This window comes from Vibrio sp. Scap24 (assembly GCF_013394185.1).
Taxonomy (GTDB): Bacteria; Pseudomonadota; Gammaproteobacteria; order Enterobacterales; family Vibrionaceae; genus Vibrio; species Vibrio pomeroyi.
In genome coordinates, this window is record NZ_CP041332.1 from 2,856,480 (window position 1) to 2,881,286 (window position 24,807).

At 43.3% G+C, this 24,807-nt stretch carries 29 protein-coding genes; 20 read left to right on the top strand and 9 right to left on the bottom strand.

All coding sequences use genetic code 11. From position 1 onward, the window contains the following. Positions 1–66 precede the first annotated feature (66 nt). Both FLM53_RS12750 and FLM53_RS12755 read left to right on the top strand, forming a co-directional pair. Positions 67–1,842 carry a site-specific integrase gene (locus tag FLM53_RS12750; RefSeq protein ID WP_176681741.1) on the top strand — a complete coding sequence of 592 codons (1,776 nt, stop codon included), beginning with the start codon at positions 67–69 and terminating at the stop codon, positions 1,840–1,842. Between the two features lie 152 nt (positions 1,843–1,994). Then, positions 1,995–2,624: a recombinase family protein gene (locus tag FLM53_RS12755; RefSeq protein ID WP_176681740.1), complete on the top strand. Its 630-nt coding sequence runs from the start codon at positions 1,995–1,997 to the stop codon at positions 2,622–2,624. A gap of 124 nt (positions 2,625–2,748) precedes the next feature. Here the strand turns inward: FLM53_RS12755 and FLM53_RS12760 are convergent, their stop codons facing one another. The 3 genes from FLM53_RS12760 to FLM53_RS12770 form a co-directional block, all read right to left on the bottom strand. Then, entirely contained in the window at positions 2,749–3,129 is a 381-nt protein-coding gene (locus FLM53_RS12760) for a type II toxin-antitoxin system RnlB family antitoxin (RefSeq protein ID WP_306293724.1), read from the bottom strand. A 3-nt stretch (positions 3,130–3,132) separates the two neighbouring features. Continuing rightward, positions 3,133–4,164, bottom strand: a complete 1,032-nt coding sequence (locus tag FLM53_RS12765) for a type II toxin-antitoxin system RnlA family toxin (protein ID WP_176681738.1) — start codon at positions 4,162–4,164, stop codon at positions 3,133–3,135. A gap of 247 nt (positions 4,165–4,411) precedes the next feature. Further along, on the bottom strand, positions 4,412–5,233 hold the full coding sequence (locus tag FLM53_RS12770; protein ID WP_176681737.1) for a hypothetical protein: 822 nt from the start codon (positions 5,231–5,233) through the stop codon (positions 4,412–4,414). A 175-nt stretch (positions 5,234–5,408) separates the two neighbouring features. Between FLM53_RS12770 and FLM53_RS12775 the strand changes: the two genes are divergently transcribed. Next, the gene (locus tag FLM53_RS12775) at positions 5,409–5,705 is read left to right on the top strand and encodes a hypothetical protein (protein ID WP_176681736.1); all 297 of its coding nucleotides are present in this window, start codon (positions 5,409–5,411) and stop codon (positions 5,703–5,705) included. Positions 5,706–5,737: 32 nt separating this feature from the next. On the opposite strand, the gene FLM53_RS12780 is transcribed toward FLM53_RS12775, so the two are convergent. Together FLM53_RS12780 and FLM53_RS12785 are read right to left on the bottom strand one after the other, a co-directional pair. Next, complete coding sequence (locus tag FLM53_RS12780; protein WP_176681735.1) at positions 5,738–5,890, bottom strand: hypothetical protein; 153 nt, start codon at positions 5,888–5,890, stop codon at positions 5,738–5,740. A gap of 406 nt (positions 5,891–6,296) precedes the next feature. Then, the gene (locus FLM53_RS12785) at positions 6,297–7,337 is read right to left on the bottom strand and encodes a bifunctional transcriptional activator/DNA repair enzyme AdaA (RefSeq protein WP_256099374.1); all 1,041 of its coding nucleotides are present in this window, start codon (positions 7,335–7,337) and stop codon (positions 6,297–6,299) included. 241 nt (positions 7,338–7,578) lie between these two features. Between FLM53_RS12785 and FLM53_RS12790 the strand changes: the two genes are divergently transcribed. The 5 genes from FLM53_RS12790 to FLM53_RS12810 all read left to right on the top strand — a co-directional run bounded on the left by FLM53_RS12790 (position 7,579) and on the right by FLM53_RS12810 (position 11,898). Next, on the top strand, positions 7,579–8,502 hold the full coding sequence (locus FLM53_RS12790) for a DMT family transporter (RefSeq protein WP_176681733.1): 924 nt from the start codon (positions 7,579–7,581) through the stop codon (positions 8,500–8,502). 240 nt (positions 8,503–8,742) lie between these two features. Continuing rightward, positions 8,743–9,792 carry an HlyD family secretion protein gene (locus FLM53_RS12795; RefSeq protein WP_176681732.1) on the top strand — a complete coding sequence of 350 codons (1,050 nt, stop codon included), beginning with the start codon at positions 8,743–8,745 and terminating at the stop codon, positions 9,790–9,792. 72 nt (positions 9,793–9,864) lie between these two features. Then, positions 9,865–10,878 carry a DUF2955 domain-containing protein gene (locus FLM53_RS12800; RefSeq protein WP_176681731.1) on the top strand — a complete coding sequence of 338 codons (1,014 nt, stop codon included), beginning with the start codon at positions 9,865–9,867 and terminating at the stop codon, positions 10,876–10,878. Beyond that, positions 10,841–11,308, top strand: coding sequence for a MarR family winged helix-turn-helix transcriptional regulator (locus FLM53_RS12805; RefSeq protein ID WP_176681730.1), 468 nt, complete (start codon positions 10,841–10,843; stop codon positions 11,306–11,308). The genes FLM53_RS12800 and FLM53_RS12805 overlap by 38 nt, the downstream gene beginning before the upstream one ends. A gap of 50 nt (positions 11,309–11,358) precedes the next feature. After that, positions 11,359–11,898: a lipocalin family protein gene (locus FLM53_RS12810; protein WP_176681729.1), complete on the top strand. Its 540-nt coding sequence runs from the start codon at positions 11,359–11,361 to the stop codon at positions 11,896–11,898. Between the two features lie 64 nt (positions 11,899–11,962). Here the strand turns inward: FLM53_RS12810 and FLM53_RS12815 are convergent, their stop codons facing one another. After that, entirely contained in the window at positions 11,963–12,301 is a 339-nt protein-coding gene (locus tag FLM53_RS12815; RefSeq protein WP_017631023.1) for a hypothetical protein, read from the bottom strand. A gap of 247 nt (positions 12,302–12,548) precedes the next feature. Here FLM53_RS12815 and FLM53_RS12820 point away from each other — a divergent pair, with 247 nt between their 5' ends. From FLM53_RS12820 to FLM53_RS12840, 5 genes are all read left to right on the top strand, one after another. Next, positions 12,549–13,382 (top strand): AraC family transcriptional regulator, encoded by an 834-nt coding sequence (locus FLM53_RS12820; RefSeq protein WP_017631022.1) that lies wholly within the window; start codon positions 12,549–12,551, stop codon positions 13,380–13,382. A 104-nt stretch (positions 13,383–13,486) separates the two neighbouring features. Then, positions 13,487–14,215 (top strand): AzlC family ABC transporter permease, encoded by a 729-nt coding sequence (locus FLM53_RS12825; RefSeq protein ID WP_176681728.1) that lies wholly within the window; start codon positions 13,487–13,489, stop codon positions 14,213–14,215. Positions 14,216–14,217: 2 nt separating this feature from the next. Then, positions 14,218–14,547 (top strand): AzlD domain-containing protein, encoded by a 330-nt coding sequence (locus FLM53_RS12830; protein ID WP_102268970.1) that lies wholly within the window; start codon positions 14,218–14,220, stop codon positions 14,545–14,547. Between the two features lie 318 nt (positions 14,548–14,865). Continuing rightward, positions 14,866–15,357: a DUF2059 domain-containing protein gene (locus FLM53_RS12835; RefSeq protein WP_176681727.1), complete on the top strand. Its 492-nt coding sequence runs from the start codon at positions 14,866–14,868 to the stop codon at positions 15,355–15,357. Between the two features lie 193 nt (positions 15,358–15,550). Beyond that, on the top strand, positions 15,551–16,333 hold the full coding sequence (locus FLM53_RS12840; RefSeq protein WP_176681726.1) for a viroplasmin family protein: 783 nt from the start codon (positions 15,551–15,553) through the stop codon (positions 16,331–16,333). A gap of 107 nt (positions 16,334–16,440) precedes the next feature. On the opposite strand, the gene FLM53_RS12845 is transcribed toward FLM53_RS12840, so the two are convergent. After that, complete coding sequence (locus FLM53_RS12845; RefSeq protein WP_176681725.1) at positions 16,441–17,586, bottom strand: glycosyltransferase; 1,146 nt, start codon at positions 17,584–17,586, stop codon at positions 16,441–16,443. A gap of 306 nt (positions 17,587–17,892) precedes the next feature. Here FLM53_RS12845 and FLM53_RS12850 point away from each other — a divergent pair, with 306 nt between their 5' ends. The 7 genes from FLM53_RS12850 (at position 17,893) to FLM53_RS12880 (ending at position 23,698) form a co-directional block, all read left to right on the top strand. Next, positions 17,893–18,819: a glycosyltransferase gene (locus FLM53_RS12850; protein ID WP_176681724.1), complete on the top strand. Its 927-nt coding sequence runs from the start codon at positions 17,893–17,895 to the stop codon at positions 18,817–18,819. Between the two features lie 16 nt (positions 18,820–18,835). Next, complete coding sequence (locus tag FLM53_RS12855) at positions 18,836–20,272, top strand: lipopolysaccharide biosynthesis protein (RefSeq protein ID WP_176681723.1); 1,437 nt, start codon at positions 18,836–18,838, stop codon at positions 20,270–20,272. A gap of 75 nt (positions 20,273–20,347) precedes the next feature. After that, positions 20,348–20,665, top strand: coding sequence for a hypothetical protein (locus FLM53_RS12860; protein WP_176681722.1), 318 nt, complete (start codon positions 20,348–20,350; stop codon positions 20,663–20,665). 129 nt (positions 20,666–20,794) lie between these two features. Further along, positions 20,795–21,409, top strand: a complete 615-nt coding sequence (locus FLM53_RS12865) for a LysE family translocator (RefSeq protein ID WP_176681721.1) — start codon at positions 20,795–20,797, stop codon at positions 21,407–21,409. A gap of 21 nt (positions 21,410–21,430) precedes the next feature. Next, the gene (locus tag FLM53_RS12870; protein WP_176681720.1) at positions 21,431–22,411 is read left to right on the top strand and encodes a phosphotransferase enzyme family protein; all 981 of its coding nucleotides are present in this window, start codon (positions 21,431–21,433) and stop codon (positions 22,409–22,411) included. Positions 22,412–22,447: 36 nt separating this feature from the next. Next, positions 22,448–23,224: a phosphotransferase gene (locus FLM53_RS12875; protein ID WP_176681719.1), complete on the top strand. Its 777-nt coding sequence runs from the start codon at positions 22,448–22,450 to the stop codon at positions 23,222–23,224. 39 nt (positions 23,225–23,263) lie between these two features. After that, a complete protein-coding gene (locus tag FLM53_RS12880) occupies positions 23,264–23,698 on the top strand; it encodes an N-acetyltransferase (protein WP_176681718.1) in 435 nt (144 codons plus the stop codon). A gap of 74 nt (positions 23,699–23,772) precedes the next feature. Here FLM53_RS12880 and FLM53_RS12885 read toward each other — a convergent pair whose 3' ends face one another. After that, complete coding sequence (locus tag FLM53_RS12885) at positions 23,773–24,240, bottom strand: DUF3429 domain-containing protein (RefSeq protein WP_176681717.1); 468 nt, start codon at positions 24,238–24,240, stop codon at positions 23,773–23,775. Then, positions 24,237–24,782, bottom strand: a complete 546-nt coding sequence (locus tag FLM53_RS12890) for a glutathione peroxidase (RefSeq protein WP_176681716.1) — start codon at positions 24,780–24,782, stop codon at positions 24,237–24,239. The genes FLM53_RS12885 and FLM53_RS12890 overlap by 4 nt, the downstream gene beginning before the upstream one ends. Positions 24,783–24,807: the final 25 nt, after the last annotated feature.

Consider the following 24,807-nt stretch of genomic DNA (forward strand, 5'->3'; position numbering starts at 1 on the left):
CTGCCAATCAAAACCTTGTTAAATTAAGTCATCAGAATTGAGCAGGTTTTATGGCAGGAATTATAAATGTTGGAACAATGTATTACCTCAAAGGGCAAAATTAATTCTCTTACTCTCCCACGCTTTTGTCAGATCGAAGAGCGACATGTTTGGAATTTCTTTGATGGTGAGAAGAAGAAAGTTGTTCAGATGTTGACGCAATGCCTCAATCAGTTGTATTTACAGCCACAGCTGCTGAGATCACAAAAAACTCGGATAGACTTAAGAGTTGGTGACAGTGGAGAGTGGATTGATTCAATAGGAATTATCGAATCGCTATGGAATCGAAATACAACACCGTTAAAGGTGGCTGACCAGTATCTAGAGCGTCTTCCCTACAAGAAGAACCCTGACAGAGAGTATCACTTCGAAGATATTCGTAATATAGCGATTACGTTGTGTAAATACGTTCAAGAGTTTCAATCTCATCTTGATGTATTGGACTTTTTTGCCGCACAAATGGTTTTAGAGGATGTGAGGGATTATGAATGGATGTTCCATTATGAAGTGAATCAAATAATCGTTGCTAGCGATTACTTCTGTGATAGAGATGAGGGGCATGTTGCTGAACAGGGTGAACCTTACTACAACCAAGAAGCTCTTGTTATTGATTCGGCTGAATCAACTTACGAAAATCAAATTAGTATCATGACTCAAGATCTTGTCAATTTGAAAGAGGCTGTTGTTGGTTTAAGGGAGGTTGAGGCTCCTGATTTGAAAGTGGTTGATATGGAAGCCACACTTGAAAGTCTTGTAAAAGATAAGCGACTTAATGGTACTGGAGAATCGACCATTGAAGATACACAGGCTTTTGTTAGAACGATTCATGAACTAATAGGTAAAACTAACCTTCTAGATGTTACACGTGATGATGTTCATTTCGTCATAGATGATTTACTTGCCTTGCCTAAAGATCGTAAAAATCCAAGAAATGCAAAGTATTTTTTAGATTTAACCGCCAGTGAGGCAATTGAGATAAATAAGGTTTATCAAAGACCAACGATCGCTGTGGGGACAGTAGCGAATTATATTAGTAAATGTTCAGGGATGTATGAATGGGCTAATAAGCACACTGAGTTATCAAAGAACCCATTTGAATCACTTGCTACAGGTATAGAGAAAAATGCTACCAAGAGCGACAAGGAAAGAAAACTACCATTTGCGATTATTGATCTGAATGAAATTTTTTCACATGACCTCTTTGTTCTTGGCAAGTTAGGCTTAAGTAAGGCGCAAATCGGTAGGTTTGATCATCAGTATTGGGTGCCACTGATTTGTTTGTTCTCTTCTATGAGACCAAATGAGTGTTGTCAGTTACTCATTCAAAACGTTGAGATTATTGAGGGAGTTCTATGTTTCGTATTAAACGTCACTAATAATAACCAAAGTCTAAAAAATCGTTCTGCTAAACGAATTATCCCCGTGCATAAGCAGTTATTAGCCTTGGGATTTGAAGATTATCTCAAATCTTTGGACGGTGACGGGCAGCTTTTCCCCGAGTTAACATTCACTAAGTCTTCTAAATTTTATGGAAAAGTAGAAACTTGGTTCCGTCGCCACTTCTCTGAAAAAATGGACTTATCAGATAAGTCTCAATCTTTCTATAGTTTCCGTCATACATTCATTGACTTTTACGCTAAAAATGGCGGCATTGAGCCTATCCATAGACAGTTAGTCGGACACCTAAATGGGGATGTGACTAATGATACCTATGGCGTTAAGTTCGGTGTGGAGGCGCTTAAAGAAGAGATTGATAAAGTGAGCTACGGTGATGCTCTTAATCAAGTGAAGCCATGGGCTTGAGTTTTAATTTCAAGGTTCTTTCTGTGGTCTTTTGATTAGTATTAAATAACTACAGCCACCAGCATCATAGTGGTGGCTAACGATGTGTTCTTTTAGTTGGTAATCTGGTTTTGAATATCTTACCGTGATTACACAAACTAAAAGAATACACTATGACAGTAATCGCCTACTTAAGAGTTTCCACTAAAGATCAACAAATTGCTTCGCAAGAATATGACATTAAAAAACAGTTCCCTGACGCTCTAATCATGGCTGAGGAACATGGTATAAGTGGGACAGTTCCAGCTGCTGAGAGAGCTGTCTTATCAAGATTAATTGACCCTATTCTTGGGCTTCGAAAAGGTGACACCCTCATTGTCTGGTGGGTCGATCGAATTGGTCGTGACTATGAGGATGCAGAGAGCGTAATACGAGCCTTATTAAACCGTGGTGTCACAATTAAAACCATTAATCAAACTCGTACGTTTGCCTATACTGGCGACACTATGGTTGACATGATTACTAAGGTGCAAATTACGATGATCACAGCTATGGCGGCAGCAGAGAGAGAGACCCGCCTTGCATCCGCAGAAGCTGGAAGAAGGGCATTACGTGCCTCTGGTGATTGGGATGAGGCATTTCAAGGGCGCAGACCTAACTCAGGGAAGATGAAGGGCAAGCATGAAGAGATACTTGCCCTGTTGAATAATGGTAACTCTATCCGTGTAACAGCAAGCTTATCAGGTGTATCTGCGTCGACAGTGCAGCGTGTCAAGAAGCAGTATGTGTTGAAATCATCATAAACATTTTCTATATGGCGTCATCGTAACTCGAATTGTGATTAAAACGAGTTACTACCACAGTACCAAACTGTTTCTTTAAGGTTAGAACAAAGTATATTGATTATTTAAACGGTTGGTAATTTTGCTAAGTTGCATGAACTCTAACAACACCTCGTTTCAGCATAAATTTTTGTGGCTTAGTTAGTATTTGGTTTCTTACTACAAGCTCATGATTTTTTTGGTAAAAATCCGAACAATGCTTTAAAATTTCTGGGTGCAAGTTTTCTTGACGTGTGAAAGTAGAGTCAATAATTTTTGAACCATCAAAGTAAGCTGAGTAAAAGCGCTCTTTCTTAAAGCCATTACAAAGCAATAGGTCAAAAATCACAGAACCTTTATGTCTCAAAGACTTAAGTTCGGACTCTAAATGAGCTTTGTATTCATCAAGACGAGAGAAATCCATAGACATACTTATGTATGTATATTCGTTGTCTCTTGATTCTATGAGTTTATAGTGTTTCTTCATAATCTAACTTGGTATCGCTGCGTATGTACTTTCAATTAGTTCAAGGGTATGTTCAATAATGTCAGTTGCTTCTTGACGGTCCAGAACCCTCGATGTATCAACCGTAGAGTCAATATGAAACAGACCGTGCCTTTGGCTTGCCCAATAAGCATAGCATTTTTCTACTGCCAGAACAGTATTTGAGCAGTTTATTGCAGTTTTAACCGTATCTTGTACACAGGGACATTCACCACTACCATCAATAACAGAGCCAAAATTTCTTTCTATTGGATACCCTTTATTCGCTAACATTTGTTTCAAATAACCTTCAAGCCCCCTCAGTACGGGCATTGCTAATGGAGTATAGTCATCCAACTCTATATCCAGCTTATTGAGGGAAAGCGCCGGACTAATGATTGCTCGAATCTTTTCGCTGAGGTAGCTGTATGAATGAGGAAGACGGCTTTCAAGCTCTCCCTTTACCACCTCAGGTTCAATATCAACGTTAATCTGCTTCAATTGTGATGAAACAAACGCTTCATACGGTAGCAACTCACAAAGCATGGAAATCAAATCTTCATAAAGAGATAAAGGCTTACCTTGTACTTGAAAGTTAGATCTCTTTGTAAAATATTTAAAAACTAACTGATCTCCAGAAGGACCAGCAAGTTTCAATTGGCTCCCTCCGGGAATGTCTTTTTTCTCTATTTCAACAGCTCCACACTCCGATTGTAGATAGTCTATGACGGTGTCGTAGTCACCCGATTCAAGCGGTAAAAATAACGAAATGTTACTTTTATCACTATACAAGCAGCTTTTTACCACTATCTCAGCAATATCACGTGCCTTATCCTGATGTTCACCTCTAGGAGAAATTGATGTCGTAGCATCTATATTGTAGTAGAAAATTAATAATATAGGCTCACCACTATTCAGTGTTGCTCTATAATGAACCTCATTTCTTCCTTTTTCATCGATGGAGTCGATTGTACTGACTTGTTCAGCAATAACGCCCTGAACTAAACTTCTGTTGAGGTTTAACTTGCTAAAATTCATGTGCCTAGCCTAATTATTTTTGGAATGCCGCTTATTATATAGAACGAAAGTTGATAAACAATAGAAGCTATAGCGGTAGACAATTACTAACGCTAGCTAGGTGGTAAATTGCCTGTTTTCTTACTGGAAGGCTTCAGGTTGTTACTATTTTGGTGGTACAGAATCATACAATCCAGCGATCTGCCTATTCATTAGATGGCTTCTCACGACCTTAAACAATAAATGGTATTCTTAAAGTTATGCGTTATCACTTAAAAATGCCGTTTATTCGAGAAGATAGCTCAGAGTTTTCAAGCTCTCCATCTAGCTCTGAAAGTGTTTTTTCGATACGATTTCTTTGGCGACGCAGTTGTTTAATGTCACTGTTCTCCAAAGCTAGTTCCCACCTTTCAATCTGTTTTTCTAGCTTCTTGATAACAAGGTCTCTTTGTTCTTGAGCCTTTTCAAACTTGCGAGATTCATATTGCCATTTTTCCAACCGTTTACCTCTATGCAGCTCATGTGGTTTGTAATCTATTATTGAGATACCAACATGTGTTGTTACAGCGGTTGTAAAGGCTTGTTTAAGCAGGGCAGTAGAGCCTTTTCTTTGAAGTTCTCGGAGCACCTTTCCAGCAACAATCTTTGATACAATAAGATGACAGTGATCGCCAGTTCCTTTACCTTCCTGATTTTGCTGATGACACACGCCTCGAACTAATGAAAAGAACTCCTGTCTATCACTACCAATCAGTTGAAGGTGATCTGCTAGAGCTTTGCAACAATCTTTGATAACCAAGCGCCATTGCTCACGAGTTGGTCGGTAAGGTTTTGGTAGAGTAAGGCAGAATTCCATTGCAAAAGAACTAACCTGTCGCCCTCTACGATTGTTACTTAGCATTCTATTCAGCTTATATTGTTCCCCATTGACGATGATTCTCTTGGAAGTTGCCTCATTTCCAACTACATCAAATATTGTTTCGGTGTTGCTGTGATTCGGGTGCGATTCACTCTTCAAGTATTTTTCTCTAGCTACAATAGCAGCAGATCCACCTTGCACTGGCTTGGCAATTACAACGAATGTTTTCATAGGTTTATTACGAGCTTAATAATTTATATTAATGAAAACAAATTCGCTTTGGATGAGCTGATTCAAGATAGGCAAATTGGTTGCTCCGCATAAATTTACCTCCTTGTTGGTGGGTTCCCCTCCAAACCTCCCTTGCCAAGCCAATCTCTTTATTCCTATAGTTTGAATAAACGTCATGAGCACATTTGAAGAACGATTGGATTGGGGAGTCGGTCAGTATGACCTGAAGAAAGAAGTCAGAACATTTATAACGAAGCAGTGTAAGCGGGAAAACTTAGTTGATCTTTCTGCTATTACCAAGCCGCAGCTAGAACGATACATTGAACAGGCGGTAGTGGCTGCTTATCTGGATATTACAAATGAGGCTGAACAGGTTGTCCTCGATAGGGGGGAAATGAAGCTAGAGTTGGTGGAGCGAGCTATGATTGACGTAACGAAATTTCTTAGATTAACAGCACTCAAACTCAAGTAGATGAAAGCCCCTTATTTAGGGGCTTTTTATCGTTAGGTAACTTGTAAATCAAGTTCAAGTTGGATTGGTGCCTTTCCTTCTTCCGTCGCTTCACCCTCAGCACTATCCCTTTCCATCGCTATTTGTTGCAATGGCACTTCTTTGTGATTTTCTCCACCTATTAAATCTAATTCTAGCTGGTACATGTTGTTTGTTATGGTTTTTACAACGTTCTGTTGTTTTCATTATAGTCATAAGATTTTTAATTGGTCAGTGCAATGTTTGGATGTAAGTTTACTACTTTTATCTGAGTTTGGTGCTGGTGGATGTCTGCACAGTTTGGGGCAAGGCGCTTGAGTTCGGTGTCATTGTACGCTACTTTGGACGTAACTTTTGACTGGTACTAAACACTGGTACTAATTAGTCTATTTTAACCATTACCTTTTGTTTCAATGCGTTATGGTATAACGGTTGGAGTAAAAAAGTGGACGGGGCTGGGGCTTCCACCCATATAAAAAGCCGCTCTTAATGAGCGGCTTTTTGCTATCTGAAGCTTTTGAATTGTAGTTTTTAAATAACGTCTTCAAGTCTATTCATCTGCGATTCTAGCCCTTATTTGGTTGGTACCAATCGTTCTTTATCTAATAACGCGCGTTTACGTTCTAATCCCCAGCGATAGCCGCCTAGTTCACCGTTACTTCTTAGCACACGATGGCAAGGAATTAGCACACCAATTCGATTCTTACCACAAGCAGATGCTACGGCGCGAACGGCTTTTGGCTTGTCGATCTCATCGGCCACTTCACTGTAGCTAACAATATCGCCTTCTTTAATACTCAGTAAAAATTGCCAGACCTTAATTTGAAATGCGGTGCCTCGAATATCGAGTGGCAAATCAGGTCTTGGGGCACCTTGGCTGATGTGTTGGTCGAGTGCTTCTATCCAGTAATCCAACGCGGGTGTATCTTGTGAAGCTGAAACCGTTAACTCAGCCTTCGGGAATTCACTACTTAATTGCTCTAATAGTCTTTGTTCATTATCCCCAAATTGCACGAAGCAGACGCCTTTATCGGTCGCGGCCATCATCATGAAACCGAGTGAAGTTTGGCGACATGCGTAATTGATCGCTTCGCCTGCACCTCCAGAACGATACGCTTTTGGCGCCATACCGATGTTGCGCGTGGCTTCTCCATAAACACGACTGATTGAGCCAAAACCAGAAGCGTAGATGGCATCAGTTACGCCGTCCCCCTGTTTTAGAGAACTCTTAAAGTGACGCATTCGAACGGTATCTTGATACGCTTTGGGTGACACCCCAAATGCCTCTTTGAACAGCCTTTGTAATCGAGAAGGAGACAGCTCTGTAATTTCACTTAAGCTAGAAAGTGTGAGTTTTTCATCAGCATGAGCTTCAATGTGTCGTGCAACCTCAACCAATTTTTCTACTCGAGAGTTTCCTAGAGAAGGGTCGCAGCGTTTGCATGGCCTAAAGCCTGCTAACATCGCCATTTCTATGCTTTCAAAGAACCTCAAGTTCTCAGGTTTGGCAGGCCTAGCCGAACACGATGGCAAACAATACACACCTGTTGTGATAACGCCATAGAAGAATTGCCCGTCGAAAGACTGGTCTCGGGTGGCGATCGCTTTTCTCATTTCGAGCTCTGTTGGCATTGGCATCGTTTAATCTCTACTTAATTACTGGTCTACCATTATCTAACCGTATGTTCGGTGCAGGTTCCATCCGTTTCTTGCTGACTAATTTTTATTATAAGCACTTGAGGTTTAATCGATCTTGGATTGAACAAAATAGATATAACGCAAAATTCGGATGTTTTGTATTTCTGTGGGTCGCTAAGATTTATCACATACCAATTATTAGAGAGTGAACTGAACCATGACATCGACTATTAATATCTCAATGAATGCCCGAGTGTGGGCAATGCTGATTCTTCTTTCCATGTTGTGGGGAGGATCATTCTTCTTCGTTGGTATTGTGGTTACTGATCTTCCTCCGTTAACCATAGTTGCACTCAGAGTGGGAATTGCTGCCATCACTTTGTGGATTATTGCTTTGATGATAGGGCTTCGCCCACCTCAGGAGCTCCGTGTTTGGGGAGCTTTTTTAGGAATGGGCTTACTCAACAATGTTGTTCCGTTCGCGCTTATCGTGTGGGGGCAAACTCAAATTGCATCCGGGCTAGCATCGATCCTCAACGCCGCGACACCGATCTTCGCGGTTTTGGTGGCAGGAATGCTCTTGCCTGATGAGCGTGTCACACCGTTAAAGCTTGCGGGTGTTGGTATTGGTTTTGTTGGAGTGGTTGTGATGATAGGCCTACCTGCTTTGAGCGGCGGTGGTAGCTCAATCGCTCAGTTGGCGATCATCGCGGCTGCTTTGTCATACGCTTTTGCAGGAGTGTATGGACGTCGATTCAAAGTCATGGGCATCAATCCAATTATTACGGCGGCAGGGCAAGTGACTGCATCAACGATTGTATTAACCCCCGTCGCATTAATGGTGGATGATCCACTTGATGTTGTGGCAATGAGCGTAGACACATGGGCGGCTATCGTTGGACTTGCCGTTTTATCGACAGCGGTCGCTTATGTTCTTTATTTTAAAATTCTCGAGACGGCAGGGGCAACCAATGTGTTACTTGTGACCTTGTTAGTGCCTGTTTCCGCCATCTTGCTTGGTTCGCTGTTCCTCAATGAGTCGTTAGAAGTGATTCACTTTGTTGGAATGTTGTTGATCGCCATTGGCTTGTCAGCCATCGATGGAAGGTTATGGCATCGTATTAAATTGGCAAAAGCTTAAGTTTTGGCTATCGCATTGAGGCAAAAGAACAAAGCTTTGTAATCTCAAATACTATCAAGAGTCGTGTATTCCTAAAGGGTACACGACTTTTTTCTTATCTAAATTTCTATTTATATCTTTCATAAACAGTAGCTTGCTGTACTTCTCACAAGATCTTTAAGATCCTCCTCTTTAATTTATGTTGCATCTGAAACAAAATAAAATATACTGAGCGCATTACTTTGTTGTAGGTGAAACATTATGGCTAATAAAGCGTATCAATGGATGCTCTATCTAACACTTGGCACCAGTGCCTTGTTTGCTCTCTTCTTGGTGGCGAGTGACAACCTTGCGCCGTTCACAACTCAAGCTCAGTTGCACATTCCAACCAGCCGTATTGCTGCAGAAGTGTCGGCGCCAGTGGTGGAGTTGGCTGTTAAGAATGGTCAGGATGTCAAGAAAGGGGACTTGCTAGTTCGCTTAGATCCCACTCGTTTTGAATTGGCGTTAACTCAGGCTCAAGCGGCTTTGGTTGAAGCAGAACAAAGCTATGAAGCAAACAAGCAGCACTTGCATGGCGCAGAAGCGACGTTACGTCAGCGCCAACATGAAGCTGTAAATGCCGAGAGAAAGTTGAAGCGTAATCAGCAATTGATTTCGAGAAAGCTTGTTAGCCAAGAAACGTTAGACGACAGCCGAGCGGATACGATTGTAAGACAGCAAGCCGTCGAAGCTGCGCAAGCCGATATTGAACAGATAAAAGCTGAGCTTGCGAAAAGCAGTGACAACGGTGCCTTGGCTGTTGCACGAACTCGCGTTGAATTGGCGCAATTGGATTTGGATAAAACGACAATCGTCGCGCCTGTTGATGGCGTAATCAGCAACCTCAACCTTAACTCTGGAACCTATGTAGGCGCTGGCAGCCCCGTTTTGTTTTTGGTTGACCGCCAGCATGCTTGGATTAACGCAGACTTCAACGAAAAAGGCAGTGCAAATCTTACCGCGGGAACAACCGTTCGTTTGGTGTTTGATGCAATGCCTGGTGAGGTGTTTGAGGGGAATATTCAAGGTCGTGAACTGGCTATCTACGATGCAAGCAGCGACAACAATGGCCTAGCGAAAGTCGTGAACGATGATCGCTGGATTCGAGACCAACAAAAAGTGCGTACACAAGTAACGCTGCCGTCACTTGATCACTCATTGTTCTCTGGTTCTAAAGTGAGCGTGATGGTGGTGCCTGAAGCGACATTTTGGGATGTTATCGGAAGTGCGTGGATGGAAGTATTGGCTCGCATTCGTTACCTAGTTTAACTGTGCTTTTCAATCATCGACTAACTTACCATCCATTGATGAAATAACGATTCACGACCTAAGAGGCAGATTATGAATAACGAAGTTCGAGGCCCGATTAACTGGTCTGAAGTAGCTTGGATCAGCGCTATCGTGTCTTTGGGTATGTTGGCTCAACTTTGGTTACAGCTAGGTGTTGCGGCGTATCTCGCCCTTTATCCTGTGATGGCAGCGACCAAGGTTAATGACTACTCAGTGCGAGGTATGCTCAAAGCGTTTCTCCCTATCTTGGGTGTCGCTTGTGTGGCTCTGCTTGTCGATCAGTTATGTGCCTCACACCCGGCAGTGGTTTGGGTGATCAGTTTATGGGTATTTGATTTAGCAAGAAGGTGGGCCGACACGCCTGCCAAACTTGGGAAAATCTACATCCCATTGCTCAACTGGTTTTTGGTGATTGTGTTTGCACAACATGGCCCAATGCCGATGACTGACTGGGTTCGCGATATCGCAGTCAGCATGGTGACGACCATGGTTGTGGTGAGATTTGTGATGCTGTTCTTGAAGCCGCCCAAAGCGATGTCGCCGCCGCCAATGCAAAATGTACCAGTGACGTACCAGCAGCGAGTGATATATGTGGTCATGCTCGGTGTGGGTTTAGCATTCTTGATGATGGTTGATTTGATCGCCGCGACATTCTGTATGATGCCTGTGATCATTGCGGCTGCACAAAGTGAACGCATGAACTATCAAATGGTGGTGAAAAACTGTTTGCAAGCCCACGTTGGTGGCTGTGCGTTAGCGCTGGTCTTCGTCACCTTGTTAGCGGGGCAACATTCCTATAATTGGGTGTATACCATTGGACTCACAAGCTTGGTGACCATGATAGCGATTTGGATTAGCGGCAGTCGTGGCGGTGTACGTGGTATGCATACTGAAGCGATGTTAGGAACTATGCTACCATTGCAACTCTATGTTTCAGCAACCGATCTTGGTTTGCAAGATACCTACTTTCGTGCAGAGTTAATGTCCATCGTGTTGGCATTATTAGTGGTCTGCCAAGGAATTATATATGGAAAATCAACCAGCATTATCCATCACCGGAATTGATGCTCTCGACAGCAATCCTATGTTCTTAATGGGCTTTGCTTACAAGCAATTTCGAGCTCAAATCGCCGCTGAGATGGGCACTACTTCAGGTATTTCTTTAGAGATGTTTGGTGCCCTTCGAGTGTTAGACAAGCATGGCAAAATCACTCAGCAAGAGTTAACCAATTACTTGCTTCGCAATCGCTCTGTGACCAAGCGTTTGGTTGATAACGCGATTAAACTGGAGCTTATTGAAGCCAGCAAGAGTGAAACGAACAAAAAGGTAAAGCTTCTTTCTTTAACGGAACAGGGCAAGAAAATGGCTGCTTATTGTGAGCCTATGGTCGATAGCATCAGCGAGCAGTTTCAGAGCGCGTTGAGTGAAGACGAATCTAAGCAGTTACAGACCTTGTTGGCTAAGCTTGTAAAGACAGACCAATTCATCGACTAATGTGCGGTCGAGGTGTGAGTCCAATAACCATCGAATAAAGAGTAAGTGACATGACATACAAAATATTAGCGATGCTAATGATTAAGCTGTTGTTTACGTTTCGTGGCAGTAAACCCACGTCTAAAATCCCCGCCTCCGATTTTGATGCCGAACGGTTCGCAGGTACATGGTATTCAGCTTGTTATATACCGCATCCATTGCAGTCAAAGCTCGGCTCTTTGTCGTTTAGCTTTCTATTTGAATCTGACGGTAATCTTAAGCTGACAACTCGCGGTTATAACGCAAAAAAGAAAGAGTGGAAGACCAAAGAACAAGCCGCAACATTTAAGGGATCTCAAACCGAAGCGTGGTTTTCAGTCGAAGCGAACAGCCCTTATGAGCAACAGAGAAAAGTGATTTTTTTGAATGAAGATTACACTCAGGCTTTGTTGGTAGGCCCTACCAAAAACACCTTACAGATCTTGTATCGCACTGCAGAGTTTACCAAACAAGACCTAGATTCGCTGATCGAACGAGCGCAGAGCATGGGTTTTAAAACCAGTAAGCTAGTTCGTGTGTCACAGCATATCAATGATGTGCCTGAACATTAGACTAGGTTTGATTAGCCGTACCTAGTCTGCTTAGCCAATAAGCAAACAACATTGCTAACCCGTCTTAATTCGCAGGCAGCACAACAGCAGACGCTTCTTCCTCTGAATCTTCCTTGTCTTCGACTTGTTCAGCGACCCAATCAATTGTCTTTGTTAGATAGAGTTTATTGGTTTCGGTATCACACCAACTTTTTGATAATCCTCTTCGATTAAACTCACTGCCAATGGCCGCCAGTGTTTGATTGCTCGAGCGCCCGTAATACAAGGTGTCGCACAGTTGCAGGTTCGACATCGATTGTGGGTATGTATTAACCGACGAGGAGTTCATGCTTAGTGCTTTGGATTGATTGTGCGTGCAGCCCGTAAGGCTCAAGAAAAAGATCAATGCTAAGGCTTTCTTCATCATATCTCTGAACAGTTACCAATAGTTGGCGGGAATTATGAGCATGATTAAGTCACTGATTTGTCAATTCTTCGCCAACTGCTTAAAGAGCACGATCTTGCTCGCAATTAGAACACGTTATTGAGCCGTTTAATTCTCTGGTCAAAAAGTGCATTAACCGCCAAATGCGCAATTTTGTACAAAAGCTGAAAGAGCCTATAGAGTAGACTGATAAGTCGCTCGATAATTGACAGGCTTGGGAATTGTTATGGAGAACAAGAAACGTTCTAAAGAAAAGGCCGAATATAAGATCACAGAAGAACTCGGTGGCCTTGAAATCCTGAATGCTGAATACGAAAAGCAGAACTTCTCACGCCATAGCCACGAGGGCTACACACTTGGTGTTATCGAGCAGGGCGCTCAACGCTTCTATCGAACAGGCGGGCATCATGTTGCACCACAAGATGCCATCATTCTGGTCAATGCAGATGAAGTGCATAGCGGACACTCTGCCACTGAAGGTGGTTGGGCGTATCGCGCAATGTATCCACTTCCTGAGCAACTCGCCAAAATTACTCAAGAGCTTAACTTACCCAATTACGGCGCGCCTTATTTCCCAAGAGCGGTGGTTGAAGACCCTGAACTCGCTAACCAATTAAGGCTGGTGTTCAACGCGATTGATGAATCAGACAATCGCCTGTTACGAGAAACCTTGATGTACGGAATGTTGGTTAAGCTGATTAGTCGACATGGCAAGTCGAGCCTTAAGCCACAACTAGACGGAAAAACTCAGCGTCAGCTTGTTTTGGTGAAAGAGTTTTTGGATGATTTTCCGCAAGCCGATGTCTCCCTAGAAGAACTCTCTAAACTGGCCGCTTTAAGCCCGTTTCATTTAGTGCGTTCTTTCCAAAAAGAGTTTGGTCTTCCTCCTCATGCGTATCAGATCCAGTCTCGGCTGAGGCTTTCTCGTAAGTTATTGAAGCAAGGACATACCATTTCTGATACCGCTCAAGAATGTGGCTTTCACGACCAAAGCCATTTTCATCGACACTTTAAAAAAGCCAATGGCTACACGCCGGGGCAATACATCAAAATGCTCTAAATCAGATACGTTAATTCGATCGCGAAATCGAGCAAGTTTGTACAATCGAACCCACTCAGGTGTTTTTACATTGAATAGCCAATGTGAAGAGAGAAAAGAATAATATGGATAATCAAAAGATGGATAGGCGCACTCAGTTATGGAAGGGCGTTTTAGCTGGAATGCCGCTGAGTATCGCCGTGATCCCGTGGGGGATTCTTGCGGGCTCATACGCGATAGACGCCGGATTGAATCAACTGCAAGCACAAGCGATGTCAGCGATTCTATTTGCTGGCTCAGCGCAACTGGTCGCCGCGGGCATGTTCAAAGCGGGTATTGGCCTTGGCACTATGTTGCTGACCACGTTGTTCATCACCTCAAGGCATTTTTTATACAGCGTATCGATGCGCGACAAAATCAGTCACCTTCCTACGCGTTGGCGTTTGTTGCTCGGATTTTGGCTCACTGACGAGCTGTTTGCTATATGCAGCGGGCAATCTCAGCAAGAGTTCAATCGTTGGTACGCGGCGGGCGTAGGCGGTGGTTTTTATCTGGTTTGGAATATCGCGAGCTTCGTTGGCATTGTCGCAGGAAGCCAAATCCCGTCACTCAATGAAATCGGTCTCGACTTCGCAGTAGCTGCGACCTTTATCGCGTTGGTATTCCCGTTAATCAGAACATTGCCTGTAGTTGTATGTGTGGTGGTTTCTCTGGTTACATCGGTTGCTATGTCGGTCAACAGCGTTGAAGGTGGGCTCATGATTGCAGCGATTGCTGGCATGTTAGCGGGCTTTTTCAGTGAGTCGTTTCAAGAGCGAAACAATGGCAACAAGCCAGCAGTGGAAGGGAAATAGAGATGATTTGGTTAACGATATTACTCATGACAGCGATTGTGTTCTTTAGCCGATATCTGTTCCTAGAACCTGCAATCCCACTTCGATTAAACCAAACAGCGCGACGCTTGCTACGTTATTCAAGCCCAGCAGTGCTGACTGCGATTTGGGGGCCGATTGTGTTTGCACCAGAACAGACATTTTGGCCAAGCCTAGAGAATCCTTACTTGATTGGGGCGGTGGTGACAGGTCTGTTGATATGGAAAACCGGCAATGTGTTACTAACGATCGGTGTCAGCATGGCGGTGTTCTTGTTCTACAATCTTGTCGCGGTTGATTTCCTTTTTCATTAATACGCAGCTCAATTGATACGGCGTGTCACGCCATTAGTTATCCTCGTTTCAAGTGTATGAGTTATTACTTGAAACGAGTGTTCTAGGCTCTAGTTCTCTTGTAGTTCTTTATTTAAAAGCGCTCTGTTCCTCTCTTAGTCTTCTTCATATCTGTCCAATAAACTCCTTACATTCAAGTGCAATTGATTTTATATTATTTTGTACCGTTTAATTCGTTTTACTTATGGATTAAAAGTGAGTAAATTTGCAAATAATTCAATGTGTTGAGATGTTTTATAAGATATTTCATCTGTTTTACAAAGCTAAAGGGACCTCAAAATGTACAGATTTTTCGCAATTTTATTTCTAATCGTACCGCTGCAATTATCAGCGGCGCAAGATAGCAGGCAAGCTCTGATAAAAGAGCTTCTTCAGATCATGGATGTCGATTCCACGTTGGACGCGGTGTACGTTCAAATGGATAGCATGATGGCTAAAATGTCTAAAGATCTAGAGGTTTCGGAGTCAGAACAAGCTATCTTTGATGATTACTATCAAAGTATGAACGAGTTGATGAAAGAGGAGGTCAGTTGGCAAAAGCTAGAGCCCGGAATTGTAACGATTTACAGCAATCAATTCACGGAAGAAGAGCTCGGTGCAATGATCGATTTCTACAAAACAGAACATGGAAAAAGCATTCTGAAAAAAATGCCAACAGTGACGACAGAGTCAATGATCATGACTCAGTCGTTAATGCAACAAGTCCTACCTAAAGTTCAAAAGTTAACGACCAAACTAAAACAAGATCTTGAAGCCCATAGAGGTTCCTGATCAGAAGCTGTCAGGTTTGTGATTTGAAATAACGCTCTATACTTGGTCGATAACGCAGATATTCTTGAAACACACGCTGTATTTCATGCAATGATTTATGTGGTTTCAAGCTTAATCAGGCATAATTACTATCCCACAGCTGAATCATTTTAGGTTTGGGTATCGTGTATTTAGGTTCTGGTAAGGAGTTAATTTGGCTAAGAAGTATTATGTGGTTTGGAAAGGTCGCACACCGGGTATTTTTACCACTTGGAACGAGTGTAAAGCTCAGGTCGATGGCTTTGCAGGCGCGAGATATAAATCGTTTCCAACACTAGGCGAAGCAGAGTCTGCTTTCGGTGGTAAAGCGTCTTCTGCATCTCAGTCGAGTTCAGGTGCTAAGCCTGCATTTGCGAAGCCACGTACAGCCACTAAAGCGAAAGTTCCGCCTCTTTCTCAGCAGCAAATTACGGATATGCCTTTTGACATCAAGATCTTTACCGATGGCGCTTGTGAGCCAAACCCTGGTGAAGCGGGAACAGGGTTAGCGGTCTACTTGAAGAATGAGCTAACCGAGTTGTGGTATGGCTTGTATCAACCGATGGGCACGAATAATACCGCTGAGCTGCAAGGTTTAAAGCAAGCATTCATCCTCGCGCAAGAAAAGCTGCAAGCCGGTTTGTCTGTGGCGATTTATTGCGATTCGAAATACTCGATAGACTGCATTACTAAGTGGGCATCAGGTTGGGAGAAAAAGGGGTGGACGAAGTCCGGTGGCGAGATCAAAAACCTTGATATCATCAAGCCTGCTTATGCGCTTTACCAAGAACTCGCATCTCAAATTACCATCCACCACGTTAATGGACACGTAGGTATTGAAGGCAACGAGCTGGCCGACCGCATGTCTATTGTGGCGATTTCTTCTAAAGAGCAAAACCTGAGTCGATATTCAGAGACTGACGATCTTACCGAAATCTTAGCTTTACGCGCCGGATAAGAAGGCTCGATAGTTAAGGCATCGCAATCCTAGCGTTACAGTGTGCATCAATGTAACGCTTTGTTCCTGCCTCACTTTATAACGCTTATTGCTTATTGCTTATGGCGTTAAGCTGGGTTTTCTATCCAGTGAGACAGCTGCTGTGCTTGCTTAAATGAATTGAAGTTCTGCTCGACTCTTGTTCTTGCCTTCATCCCCATTTCTGTTTTGTCGTTGCTGCTTAGCTGTGCAAAACGCTCAATGGTTTCTCTTAATTCCTCAACACTTTTCTCATTGACCAAAAATCCAGTCTCTGGCGTGACGATCTCCTTACACCCCATAATGTTGGTCGTGATTACAGGCGTACCCACAGCCATCGCTTCTTTTAACACGAGTGGCCCTGTGTCGACACAGCCTGTTTCTGAAAAGCAGAATGGGGCGATTAAGCTATCGTAATTGGGTAGGTTTTCTTTTACCCATTCGTGAGGTTGTGCGCCAAGAAAGGTGACATTTTGAGTTAGTCCGTGTTGATCTACTTGGGTTTTCAATTGCTGCTCCATATCCCCAGTCCCAACGATGTCCAAGTGGATATTCAGAGGTTGAGCAATCGGTGCCAACGCATCTATCAAGTAATGAATGCCTTTTTGCTCGACGAGTCGACCAAGGAACACAAGACGTAGAAGCTTGGTATCCGTTTTGGGTTGTAGCTTAAATTGGTTGGTGTTCACACCACAATGCAGCAGTTTGATGTTGCCTTTTGCCATGTTATTGAAATCGGTGAGCATGTCTTTGCAGACCGCTACCACGAAATCGCTCGATGAAATCTTGTGTTCAATATCATAAGCAAACTCGTACACGTCGTGGCCGTGGGCGACAAACGAGCAAGTAATGTTGAGAAGTTTCGCGGCAACAATGGCATGCGCGGTTGTGTGTTGGCAGAAGTGTGCGTGAACATGATCGATGTCTTTTTCTGCCAGTTGCAGAGCCAGTTTAAAGCCATAAACGAAAAGCGATCTTTTGGGCATGCTGTTTTGCTTGGAGACAAATGAAACAGCCTTGATGAACCCTAGCCAGTTAATGTTGGGGATTTTACCCATCCGAACATTCTTACCTATTTCGACAATGTCGTAGTCGAACTGCTTTTCGCTGTTTTCAATTTTGAACGTCATTACACAAACGTCATGCCCACAAGCTTTCACAGACTCGACTTCTGTTTGAATGAATGTCTCACTTAGTACTGGGTAGGTTGGCGCCACAAATGCTACTTTCTTCATTCCTTACTCCTCAAATCCATGTCATTAAAAGGAATAAAGCAAAATACGAACCAAGATTGAATGGGGTTTTAAAGGGCGTCTTAGAGGGGATAGGGATGATTTTCCTGCGGTTATCGCTCAAATAGAGCTGGTTTTCTCAAAATGGAAATCAAATTGGGATTTTGAGTTTCTCCGTTGTTTACGCCTCGTCGTCATTTTGCGAATAGGCTTGTAGGTCGCTGATATAAAAGCAATCCAGTAGAGATAAGTGATCGGCACAGAACATGCAATGTTGGTCATATAACGTATAACTGCGAGAGCGTCATTATGGCTAAAGTAAGTATCATTATTCCTACCTACAACTGTTTAGACTATCTACCGAAAGCGATCGGTAGTGTGCTTAAACAGACTCATCAAGACGTCGAATTGATCATCATTGACGACAACAGCAACGATGGGACGTCGACCTATCTTGCGACGATACATGACGAACGCATTATTAAGTTGTCTACCTTGGGTGTTGGCGCACCTCAAGCTAGAAACCTTGGTATTGAGAAAGCGACCGGTGAATACATCGCATTTTTAGATGCGGATGACTTTTGGTTCCCAGAAAAAATCGAACGCCAACTTGAGTTTCACCAGCGATACCCTGATCTGGCGATGAGCTTTACCAATTACGAACACTTAACTGAAGATTACGAAGTCATTGTTGACTGCTTCAGTTATTGGTCACAATTTCAAGACCAAGACGAGTTGTTCATCAATATCGAAAACCCTTTAGAGTTCATCATCGAAAATAACGTGATTGGCACCTCGACCGTTATGGTCAAGGCCGAAGTGTTCTCTCAAACTGACAGTTTTAATGCAGACATCAAGTACGGTGAAGATTGGGAGTTATGGCTCCGAATGAGTGAAAATCATCAGATAGGTGTGCTGAACTCGGTGCAGGTTGGGTACTTGATGAGAGCCACCTCAGTGACCCAAACTGAAAATCTCAAACTTAGGAACTTGCAGTCCATAGAATCCATTCTTCAACGCTATCAAGACGATAGCGAAAGTTGGAACCTACCGCAGTCTAGCTTCAATATTGCCAAGGCGAGAATACTTGAAGGTTATGCTGACTATTATCGAGGTTTACAACAGAACAGACAGGCTATTGCCTACAGCTTCCGTTCTTTGGTCATGTCACCTCAAAAACGCACATTGCGACACCTAATTGGAGACTGTAAAAGTTTCCTAAAGCCAGCTTGGTAAGGAATAGGTGACGACTATGGGTTCATTAAAGCAGTCGGCTTACTACGCCATCGGCATATTAATGATGAAAGGGATCTCATTGGTGATGATTCCGTACATTACGCACAATATGACGTTGGCAGAGTATGGCTCCTTAGAAGCCATTGTTTTGCTGGCAGACATTGGGACGATATTGTTCAGCTTCGGTATTGTCGAGGCCATGTATCGTTATGTGGGTGTCGCCGAAGGTGATGAAAAGCGAAAGTTGGTATCAAACTGCTTCACATTGAGTGTGTTGGTGTGCGTGCTTGGTGGCGCCTTGATTGCTCTCAGTATGCCGCTATTAATCTTAATGTTGCCTGTTGAATTCCAGCCTTACCAGATACTGCTTCTGCTTATTCCAACCATGCTCGATGGGGCGATTTCTATCCCGCTAACGCTGATGCGAATGAACGCGATGGCGAAACGTTTTTGCATGCTCAATGTGTTGAAAGCCAGTGTTCAAGCCATTATGACCTTTGTTTTGCTTGAGGCTGGATATGGTATAGATGGCGTGTTGATTTCAGCTGCGGTATCCAGTGTGTTGCTGATGGTTTGCTTAGTGCGTTATCAATGGCAAGAGATGGGATCTTTTGGTTGCTTCAAATATTCAGCGAAGATCTTAAAATTTGGACTGCCCGTTTTGGTTGGCGGGGCATCAATGTATATGATCATGGGGCTCGACCGCTGGGTGATGGCAAGCTTCGTCGGTGTTGAAGAACTCGCGATTTATGCGGTTAGCGGTAAGTTTGCGTTGATTCTTGGTTTGTTGTTACAGCCTTACGCGCTTTGGTGGTTTCCAAACCGTGTCGCTATGCTTCAACAGCCGTGTGGCAGTAAAATGTGTGCTGATAGGGCGTTAGTCGGAGTGAACCTCGCCATTGTTTTAGGTTCGTTGATGATTCTAACGGTACCCGGATTTATATCTCTCATTTTACCGAGCAGTTATCACTACGCGGGGACCATTGTTGTCGCGCTGCTTGCCATTAGCGTTATTAAAAATGCAGGTGATTATTTGAATCTGGGTTGTTTTAGCGGTGATTCAAGCCAATCGCAAATGTGGATTCAAGGTGGATGTGCGATCATGGCGGCCATTGGTTATTTCACAGTGACGCCCATTTATGGTGTGTGGGGTGTTGTTGTTGTTCTATGCGCAACTTATGTCGTGCGACTCATGCTTCTGTATTTTGTAAGCCAAGCGATGGAACAATTACCTTATGAACACAGCAAATGGGTAACTGCAGTCAGCATCGCATTAGTGGCGATAGCGAGTGATCAGCTTCTGGGATTGGTGTTGGTTGATGTACATGACTTTATTCTTGGAACGGCTGTTGGTGTAATCACGCTGGTGGCCTTTGTTAAATTCTCGGTGATCGTTGTCCCGCAAGCTCTGCTAGACAAGTTCATGCTGGGAAAGCAGTCTCACGCAAATTGAAATAAAACACTGTTCATAATGTGTAAGGTTCGATAGTATTTATAAATTCAATGAATACCATCAATGGAAAGATACATGAACAAGTGGATTGTGCTCTCAGCTCTACTCTCAACCCTATCGTACGCTTCTTCTGAATTGTCTAACCACGACGTACTCACTCAGCACTTTGACGTTCCCGAAGCTATCTCCTTAGAAAATCAAAACAGGGTATGTAACAGCCTTGTTTGCAGTTCGGTTTCTGCGCCAAAATCTGTTCCCGTCGTTGGCGATTTTCCAGAGCGAGAATCGAATCCTACGATAGACACAATTGCGAGTGCTATCTATTTCGTCGGTGAAATTGGCGTTGCTGAAAATTTAGCGACACCTGAGTACGAACAGTTTTTTGAGAACTGATTGAAGTTTACTGTGTAGATTTGGTGCTTCTTTTTTATGCAGTTACAAAAGAGATGAAATGCTGTTATAAACGATAATACCTTGTTTAAGGATTTTATAATCACGGCATTTGGCAATTAGGAAGCACCAATGGAAATCTGGAAGTTACTGCTGTTTATCCCGGCTTGTTTTGCGCTCAATATGACACCGGGCCCCAATAATTTGTTATCAATGAACAACGCCCGTTGTTATGGATTTCAAGCGGCTTTGATTGCGGGGTTAGGTCGGATCACAGCATTTTCTGGCATGATCGCCTTGGCGGCTTCTGGCTTGGCTGTCGTTCTTTATACTTCTGAAACCTTGTTCTTCCTTATCAAACTTTTTGGCGCCATGTACTTGTTGTGGATAGCGTTCAACCTATGGCGTTCACAAGCCAGCCCAGTCGCGGACATTGAGCGCAATAAGAATTGGTTTGGCCTTGTTAAACAAGAGTTCGCACTGGCGGCTGGCAACCCAAAAGCAATACTTATCTTCACAGCATTCCTACCTCAATTTGTAGATGTCACCGCGAATGTAAACACGCAATTCTTCATCCTAGGAAGCACCTTCTTAGTGTTAGAAATGCTCGCGATTTCTCTCTACGCGGCCTTTGGTTTATACCTAAGAAACTGGTTCTCCAAGCCGCAAATGGCTAAGCGTTTCAACAAAGCGTGCTCGGTTTTTCTCGCATTATCTGGCGCTAATCTGTTGGTTAGTCGACAGTAACGAATTAAGGTATAAAGCGATATGATGAACGCGGATATACTTTCTCATTGGATAGAAACCAAATGTCATGCTTCGTTAACTGAGGTTACTCATGGAGCAACTAATTCGGTGTATAAGGTGGGTTCAAAGCCAGCTTTCTTTTTGAGGAAGTACCGGACTCTTGATGCTAGTCGTATCAAGAACGAGCACGAACTGTTGTTCTTTCTATCTCAAAAAGTCCCAACTGTGGTTTTGCCGTGTCTTACTTCAAATGGTCAAAGCTTTGTTAAGGCCAAAGGTGAATACTACGCGTTATTTCCTGAGGCTCAGGGCTCGTTGATTGAGAAGCACGCTTTGACAGACACGCATGCATTCGAAGCCGGTGCTACTCTCGCAAAGCTTCATCGCCAGTTGAGCCTCTACCCTCGAAATGGATTGCCAAATGAGATGTTCCCAGTTATCCAACTATCATGGCACAGAGAGCTATGGCTGCAGCGTCTTGATAAGATCATTGCTGCTATCGAATCGAAAGGGGAGCAAAACGTCGAGGATGAATGGGCGCTACAGAGGTCTATACAGCAACGTAGTTTTCTAGCGAGTAGCCAAAGTGTCCATTCCTACGAACCCAAAACCGAGCGAGTACTGATTCACGGTGACTTCCATCATTATAATCTCTTCTTTGATAAGTGTTCTAAAGTGAGCGGTATTATCGATTGGGATTTGGTTCAATACATGCCACCAGCCTACGAAATAGCTCGTGGTTGCATGTACATGTTTGATATGGATGTTAAGAAGTCAGTCGAATTTGTTGGCGGTTACTTGTCCATTAATGAACTTTCAAAAGCGAGTATTACTGATGGAGTTTGTGCTTGGGGCGTTTTTGCTGACCACCATATCTGGGCGTTGGAAGAGGTTTATTTAAAACAGAACCTAGCCGCTCGTAAATTCATACCTCACAAGAAATTTTTACCTTTTGAGCAGCAATGGTCATTGATAGAGTCGCATTTGGTAAATAAGCGATAAAGGTCAGGCGTTGCATTGTAATCTGAGCGAGATCTAATGAGTAACAAAGACCTATCTAACATGGGTTCTGCTCGATTATCTATAGAACAACTTAACGGTGAGCCTTGTATTCGAAAGCAAGGAGCGGGTGAGATTGAGATTTCTTTTTACCAAAATGCTGCGCAGCACTTGTCTGGTGTAAATAGCCCTAAGTTATTAGCTGTGAAAGGCGATGATCTCTTTATCGAGCACATTCCGCACTCTTTGACATTAAATGAACTTCAAGCCTCCCCAGAGGCATATCAGCAACTATCGCGAATTCACCAATCTCAATATTTTCCGAATTTTGCAGTGAAAGAACACTGTTGGAAGCGCTCTGATACTGAAGCTGCATTAGCGTCTCTCAAATTACCTCAAGTTACTCAAGACAGCTTACTGCGTATTCAGAAATTGAGTGGGGTTTTGTTCGACCATAAAACCTTAGTCTCTGGGGATGCGAACGAGGGAAATTGGGGAAGAAGAGCTAACGGTCAGCTGGTGTTATTTGATTGGGAGCGCTTTGGCTATGGCAGCCCAGCTATCGATTTAGCGCCGCTCGTTTCTCGCATGGGGACTTTGTCTGATTATGAGTTTATTGTTGACCATTACCTACATCATAACAATCTGATTTCCAGAGAAGATTTAATAAGGCAATTGATCATCGCGAAAAGCTGGATCGTAATCGAAGTCACGAATATATTAGTCGCGCGTAACAACCCCCAAGCTTCGAAATACATCCAATGGTATAGAGAACAAATACCTACTTGGCTGTCTTTAGTTGAAGGCAGACTGTAGTAGTAGGGTGGTTGTAGTCATCTCTATAAAGGTCTATCTATGAATATTGTCTGTGCAGAAAAACAAGAACTGGCTGATATTTATCAGCTTGAACATGCTTTGTTTGGTGATCACGCCTATCCGCAGTTTTTCTTTCGTCAGGCATTTGATTGCTGGGACAAAGGCTTATTAGTTGCTAAGCAAGACTCTAAGGTGGCGGGCTATGCTTTGATGACGACCACAGATAAACAGCATGAATTTTGGATCTTATCATTGGCGGTGGATCCGAATTATCGTGGGATGGGGGTTGGTCGAAAATTGATGCATCATGCAATAGTGCAGCTTCCTCAAGAATCTAAGCTATTGCTCACCGTGGACCCAAATAACACATCGGCTTGTGCGCTTTATGCATCGATGGGGTTCGTTACTATTACGCAAGAAGAAAACTACTTTGGTGATGATGAGCCAAGATTGGTGATGCAGCTCATCATCTAGATTATTGCTAACGGTTTTAATCAAAGGCTCTCAACTAAATTAAAGGCTCACACTTCAAATAAAGCTTCACAGGGCTAGGTCAGCATCACGATACCGTGCATCAATACCACGCTAGAGGTGAGCCGAGTCCTCATATCAAAGTAGCCGTCTGGTCCTTGGCTCTGGTTCTCTTCTCTCATCGTTCTTTCAGTTCGCCAAACCGCAATGTAGCCAAGGATCAGAATCAGGGTAGTGAGAAACTCTTTTTGCTCTCCAAGCAACACCGCCAACCATGCGACTAACACAATCACGTTGCTGAGAATCAGCGCCTTGTTGCTTGATTGGCTTTCGAAGTTTTCGATGCCATTTCCCCACAAGATACCCGAAAGAAAACTCAAGATAACCACGCTGTAGGTGATGAAGAGCGTTTCCCCACTTATTCCGATGAATTGGCTGTCGGTCAGAGAAAGGAGTAGGCCAAATAGAAAAGGGATTAACCCCATATACCCCAGTTTCGCCATGGTGTTACGGGTTTGAGTTGTTGCCATATAGTCCGCCCTCATAACTGCTGCTCAATCGCGTTTTTGAGCGTGGCGCTCACTGGTGATGTTGAGCTAGGGAAGGTGGCGACCACTTTGCCTTCTTTACTGATCAAGAATTTGTAGAAGTTCCATTTGGGCGTTACGCCTGCTTGCTGTTGTATCTCGGCAAATACTGGGTTGGCGCTACTGCCAGACAGTGAAGCTCGCGCCATCATAGGGAAGGTAACACCGTAGTCGAGATAACAGACTTTAGCCGATTTCTCTTCGCTCCCTTTGTCTTGGCGAAAATCATTACTTGGAAAGCCGATAACCGTGAAGCCTTGATCTTTGTAGGTTTGATGAAGTTGCTCGAGCTGCTCAAATTGCGGAGTGAAGCCACATTGGCTTGCCGTATTAACTACTAAGAGAGTCTTGCCTTGAAATTCATCACACAAGGCGATTTCTTCGGTTGAGTTTAACAAGCGTTGTTTGCCATTAAGTATCTCGGGACAGCTCGATGCAAAAGCGATAGAGCTTGTTAGGCTGGTAATCAGTACGGTTGAGCAAAGTAGTGAACATTTCATAGGTTTGGCTCATTTTAGTTGGCGT

Bases quoted from the DNA above. Each gene is read 5' to 3' on its own strand.
- FLM53_RS12815 (WP_017631023.1), bottom strand. From the start codon at position 12,301: ATGAAGAAAGCCTTAGCATTGATCTTTTTCTTGAGCCTTACGGGCTGC.
- FLM53_RS12780 (WP_176681735.1), bottom strand. From the start codon at position 5,890: ATGTACCAGCTAGAATTAGATTTAATAGGTGGAGAAAATCACAAAGAA.
- FLM53_RS12800 (WP_176681731.1), top strand. From the start codon at position 9,865: ATGAATAACGAAGTTCGAGGCCCGATTAACTGGTCTGAAGTAGCTTGG.
- FLM53_RS12870 (WP_176681720.1), top strand. From the start codon at position 21,431: ATGATGAACGCGGATATACTTTCTCATTGGATAGAAACCAAATGTCAT.
- FLM53_RS12830 (WP_102268970.1), top strand. From the start codon at position 14,218: ATGATTTGGTTAACGATATTACTCATGACAGCGATTGTGTTCTTTAGC.
- FLM53_RS12860 (WP_176681722.1), top strand. From the start codon at position 20,348: ATGAACAAGTGGATTGTGCTCTCAGCTCTACTCTCAACCCTATCGTAC.
- FLM53_RS12790 (WP_176681733.1), top strand. From the start codon at position 7,579: ATGACATCGACTATTAATATCTCAATGAATGCCCGAGTGTGGGCAATG.
- FLM53_RS12810 (WP_176681729.1), top strand. From the start codon at position 11,359: ATGACATACAAAATATTAGCGATGCTAATGATTAAGCTGTTGTTTACG.
- FLM53_RS12765 (WP_176681738.1), bottom strand. From the start codon at position 4,164: ATGAATTTTAGCAAGTTAAACCTCAACAGAAGTTTAGTTCAGGGCGTT.
- FLM53_RS12755 (WP_176681740.1), top strand. From the start codon at position 1,995: ATGACAGTAATCGCCTACTTAAGAGTTTCCACTAAAGATCAACAAATT.
- FLM53_RS12785 (WP_256099374.1), bottom strand. From the start codon at position 7,337: ATGAGAAAAGCGATCGCCACCCGAGACCAGTCTTTCGACGGGCAATTC.
- FLM53_RS12825 (WP_176681728.1), top strand. From the start codon at position 13,487: ATGGATAATCAAAAGATGGATAGGCGCACTCAGTTATGGAAGGGCGTT.
- FLM53_RS12880 (WP_176681718.1), top strand. From the start codon at position 23,264: ATGAATATTGTCTGTGCAGAAAAACAAGAACTGGCTGATATTTATCAG.
- FLM53_RS12850 (WP_176681724.1), top strand. From the start codon at position 17,893: ATGGCTAAAGTAAGTATCATTATTCCTACCTACAACTGTTTAGACTAT.
- FLM53_RS12890 (WP_176681716.1), bottom strand. From the start codon at position 24,782: ATGAAATGTTCACTACTTTGCTCAACCGTACTGATTACCAGCCTAACA.
- FLM53_RS12835 (WP_176681727.1), top strand. From the start codon at position 14,866: ATGTACAGATTTTTCGCAATTTTATTTCTAATCGTACCGCTGCAATTA.
- FLM53_RS12775 (WP_176681736.1), top strand. From the start codon at position 5,409: ATGAGCACATTTGAAGAACGATTGGATTGGGGAGTCGGTCAGTATGAC.
- FLM53_RS12885 (WP_176681717.1), bottom strand. From the start codon at position 24,240: ATGAGGGCGGACTATATGGCAACAACTCAAACCCGTAACACCATGGCG.
- FLM53_RS12770 (WP_176681737.1), bottom strand. From the start codon at position 5,233: ATGAAAACATTCGTTGTAATTGCCAAGCCAGTGCAAGGTGGATCTGCT.
- FLM53_RS12875 (WP_176681719.1), top strand. From the start codon at position 22,448: ATGAGTAACAAAGACCTATCTAACATGGGTTCTGCTCGATTATCTATA.
- FLM53_RS12760 (WP_306293724.1), bottom strand. From the start codon at position 3,129: ATGAAGAAACACTATAAACTCATAGAATCAAGAGACAACGAATATACA.
- FLM53_RS12855 (WP_176681723.1), top strand. From the start codon at position 18,836: ATGGGTTCATTAAAGCAGTCGGCTTACTACGCCATCGGCATATTAATG.
- FLM53_RS12820 (WP_017631022.1), top strand. From the start codon at position 12,549: ATGGAGAACAAGAAACGTTCTAAAGAAAAGGCCGAATATAAGATCACA.
- FLM53_RS12865 (WP_176681721.1), top strand. From the start codon at position 20,795: ATGGAAATCTGGAAGTTACTGCTGTTTATCCCGGCTTGTTTTGCGCTC.
- FLM53_RS12845 (WP_176681725.1), bottom strand. From the start codon at position 17,586: ATGAAGAAAGTAGCATTTGTGGCGCCAACCTACCCAGTACTAAGTGAG.
- FLM53_RS12750 (WP_176681741.1), top strand. From the start codon at position 67: ATGTTGGAACAATGTATTACCTCAAAGGGCAAAATTAATTCTCTTACT.
- FLM53_RS12805 (WP_176681730.1), top strand. From the start codon at position 10,841: ATGGAAAATCAACCAGCATTATCCATCACCGGAATTGATGCTCTCGAC.
- FLM53_RS12795 (WP_176681732.1), top strand. From the start codon at position 8,743: ATGGCTAATAAAGCGTATCAATGGATGCTCTATCTAACACTTGGCACC.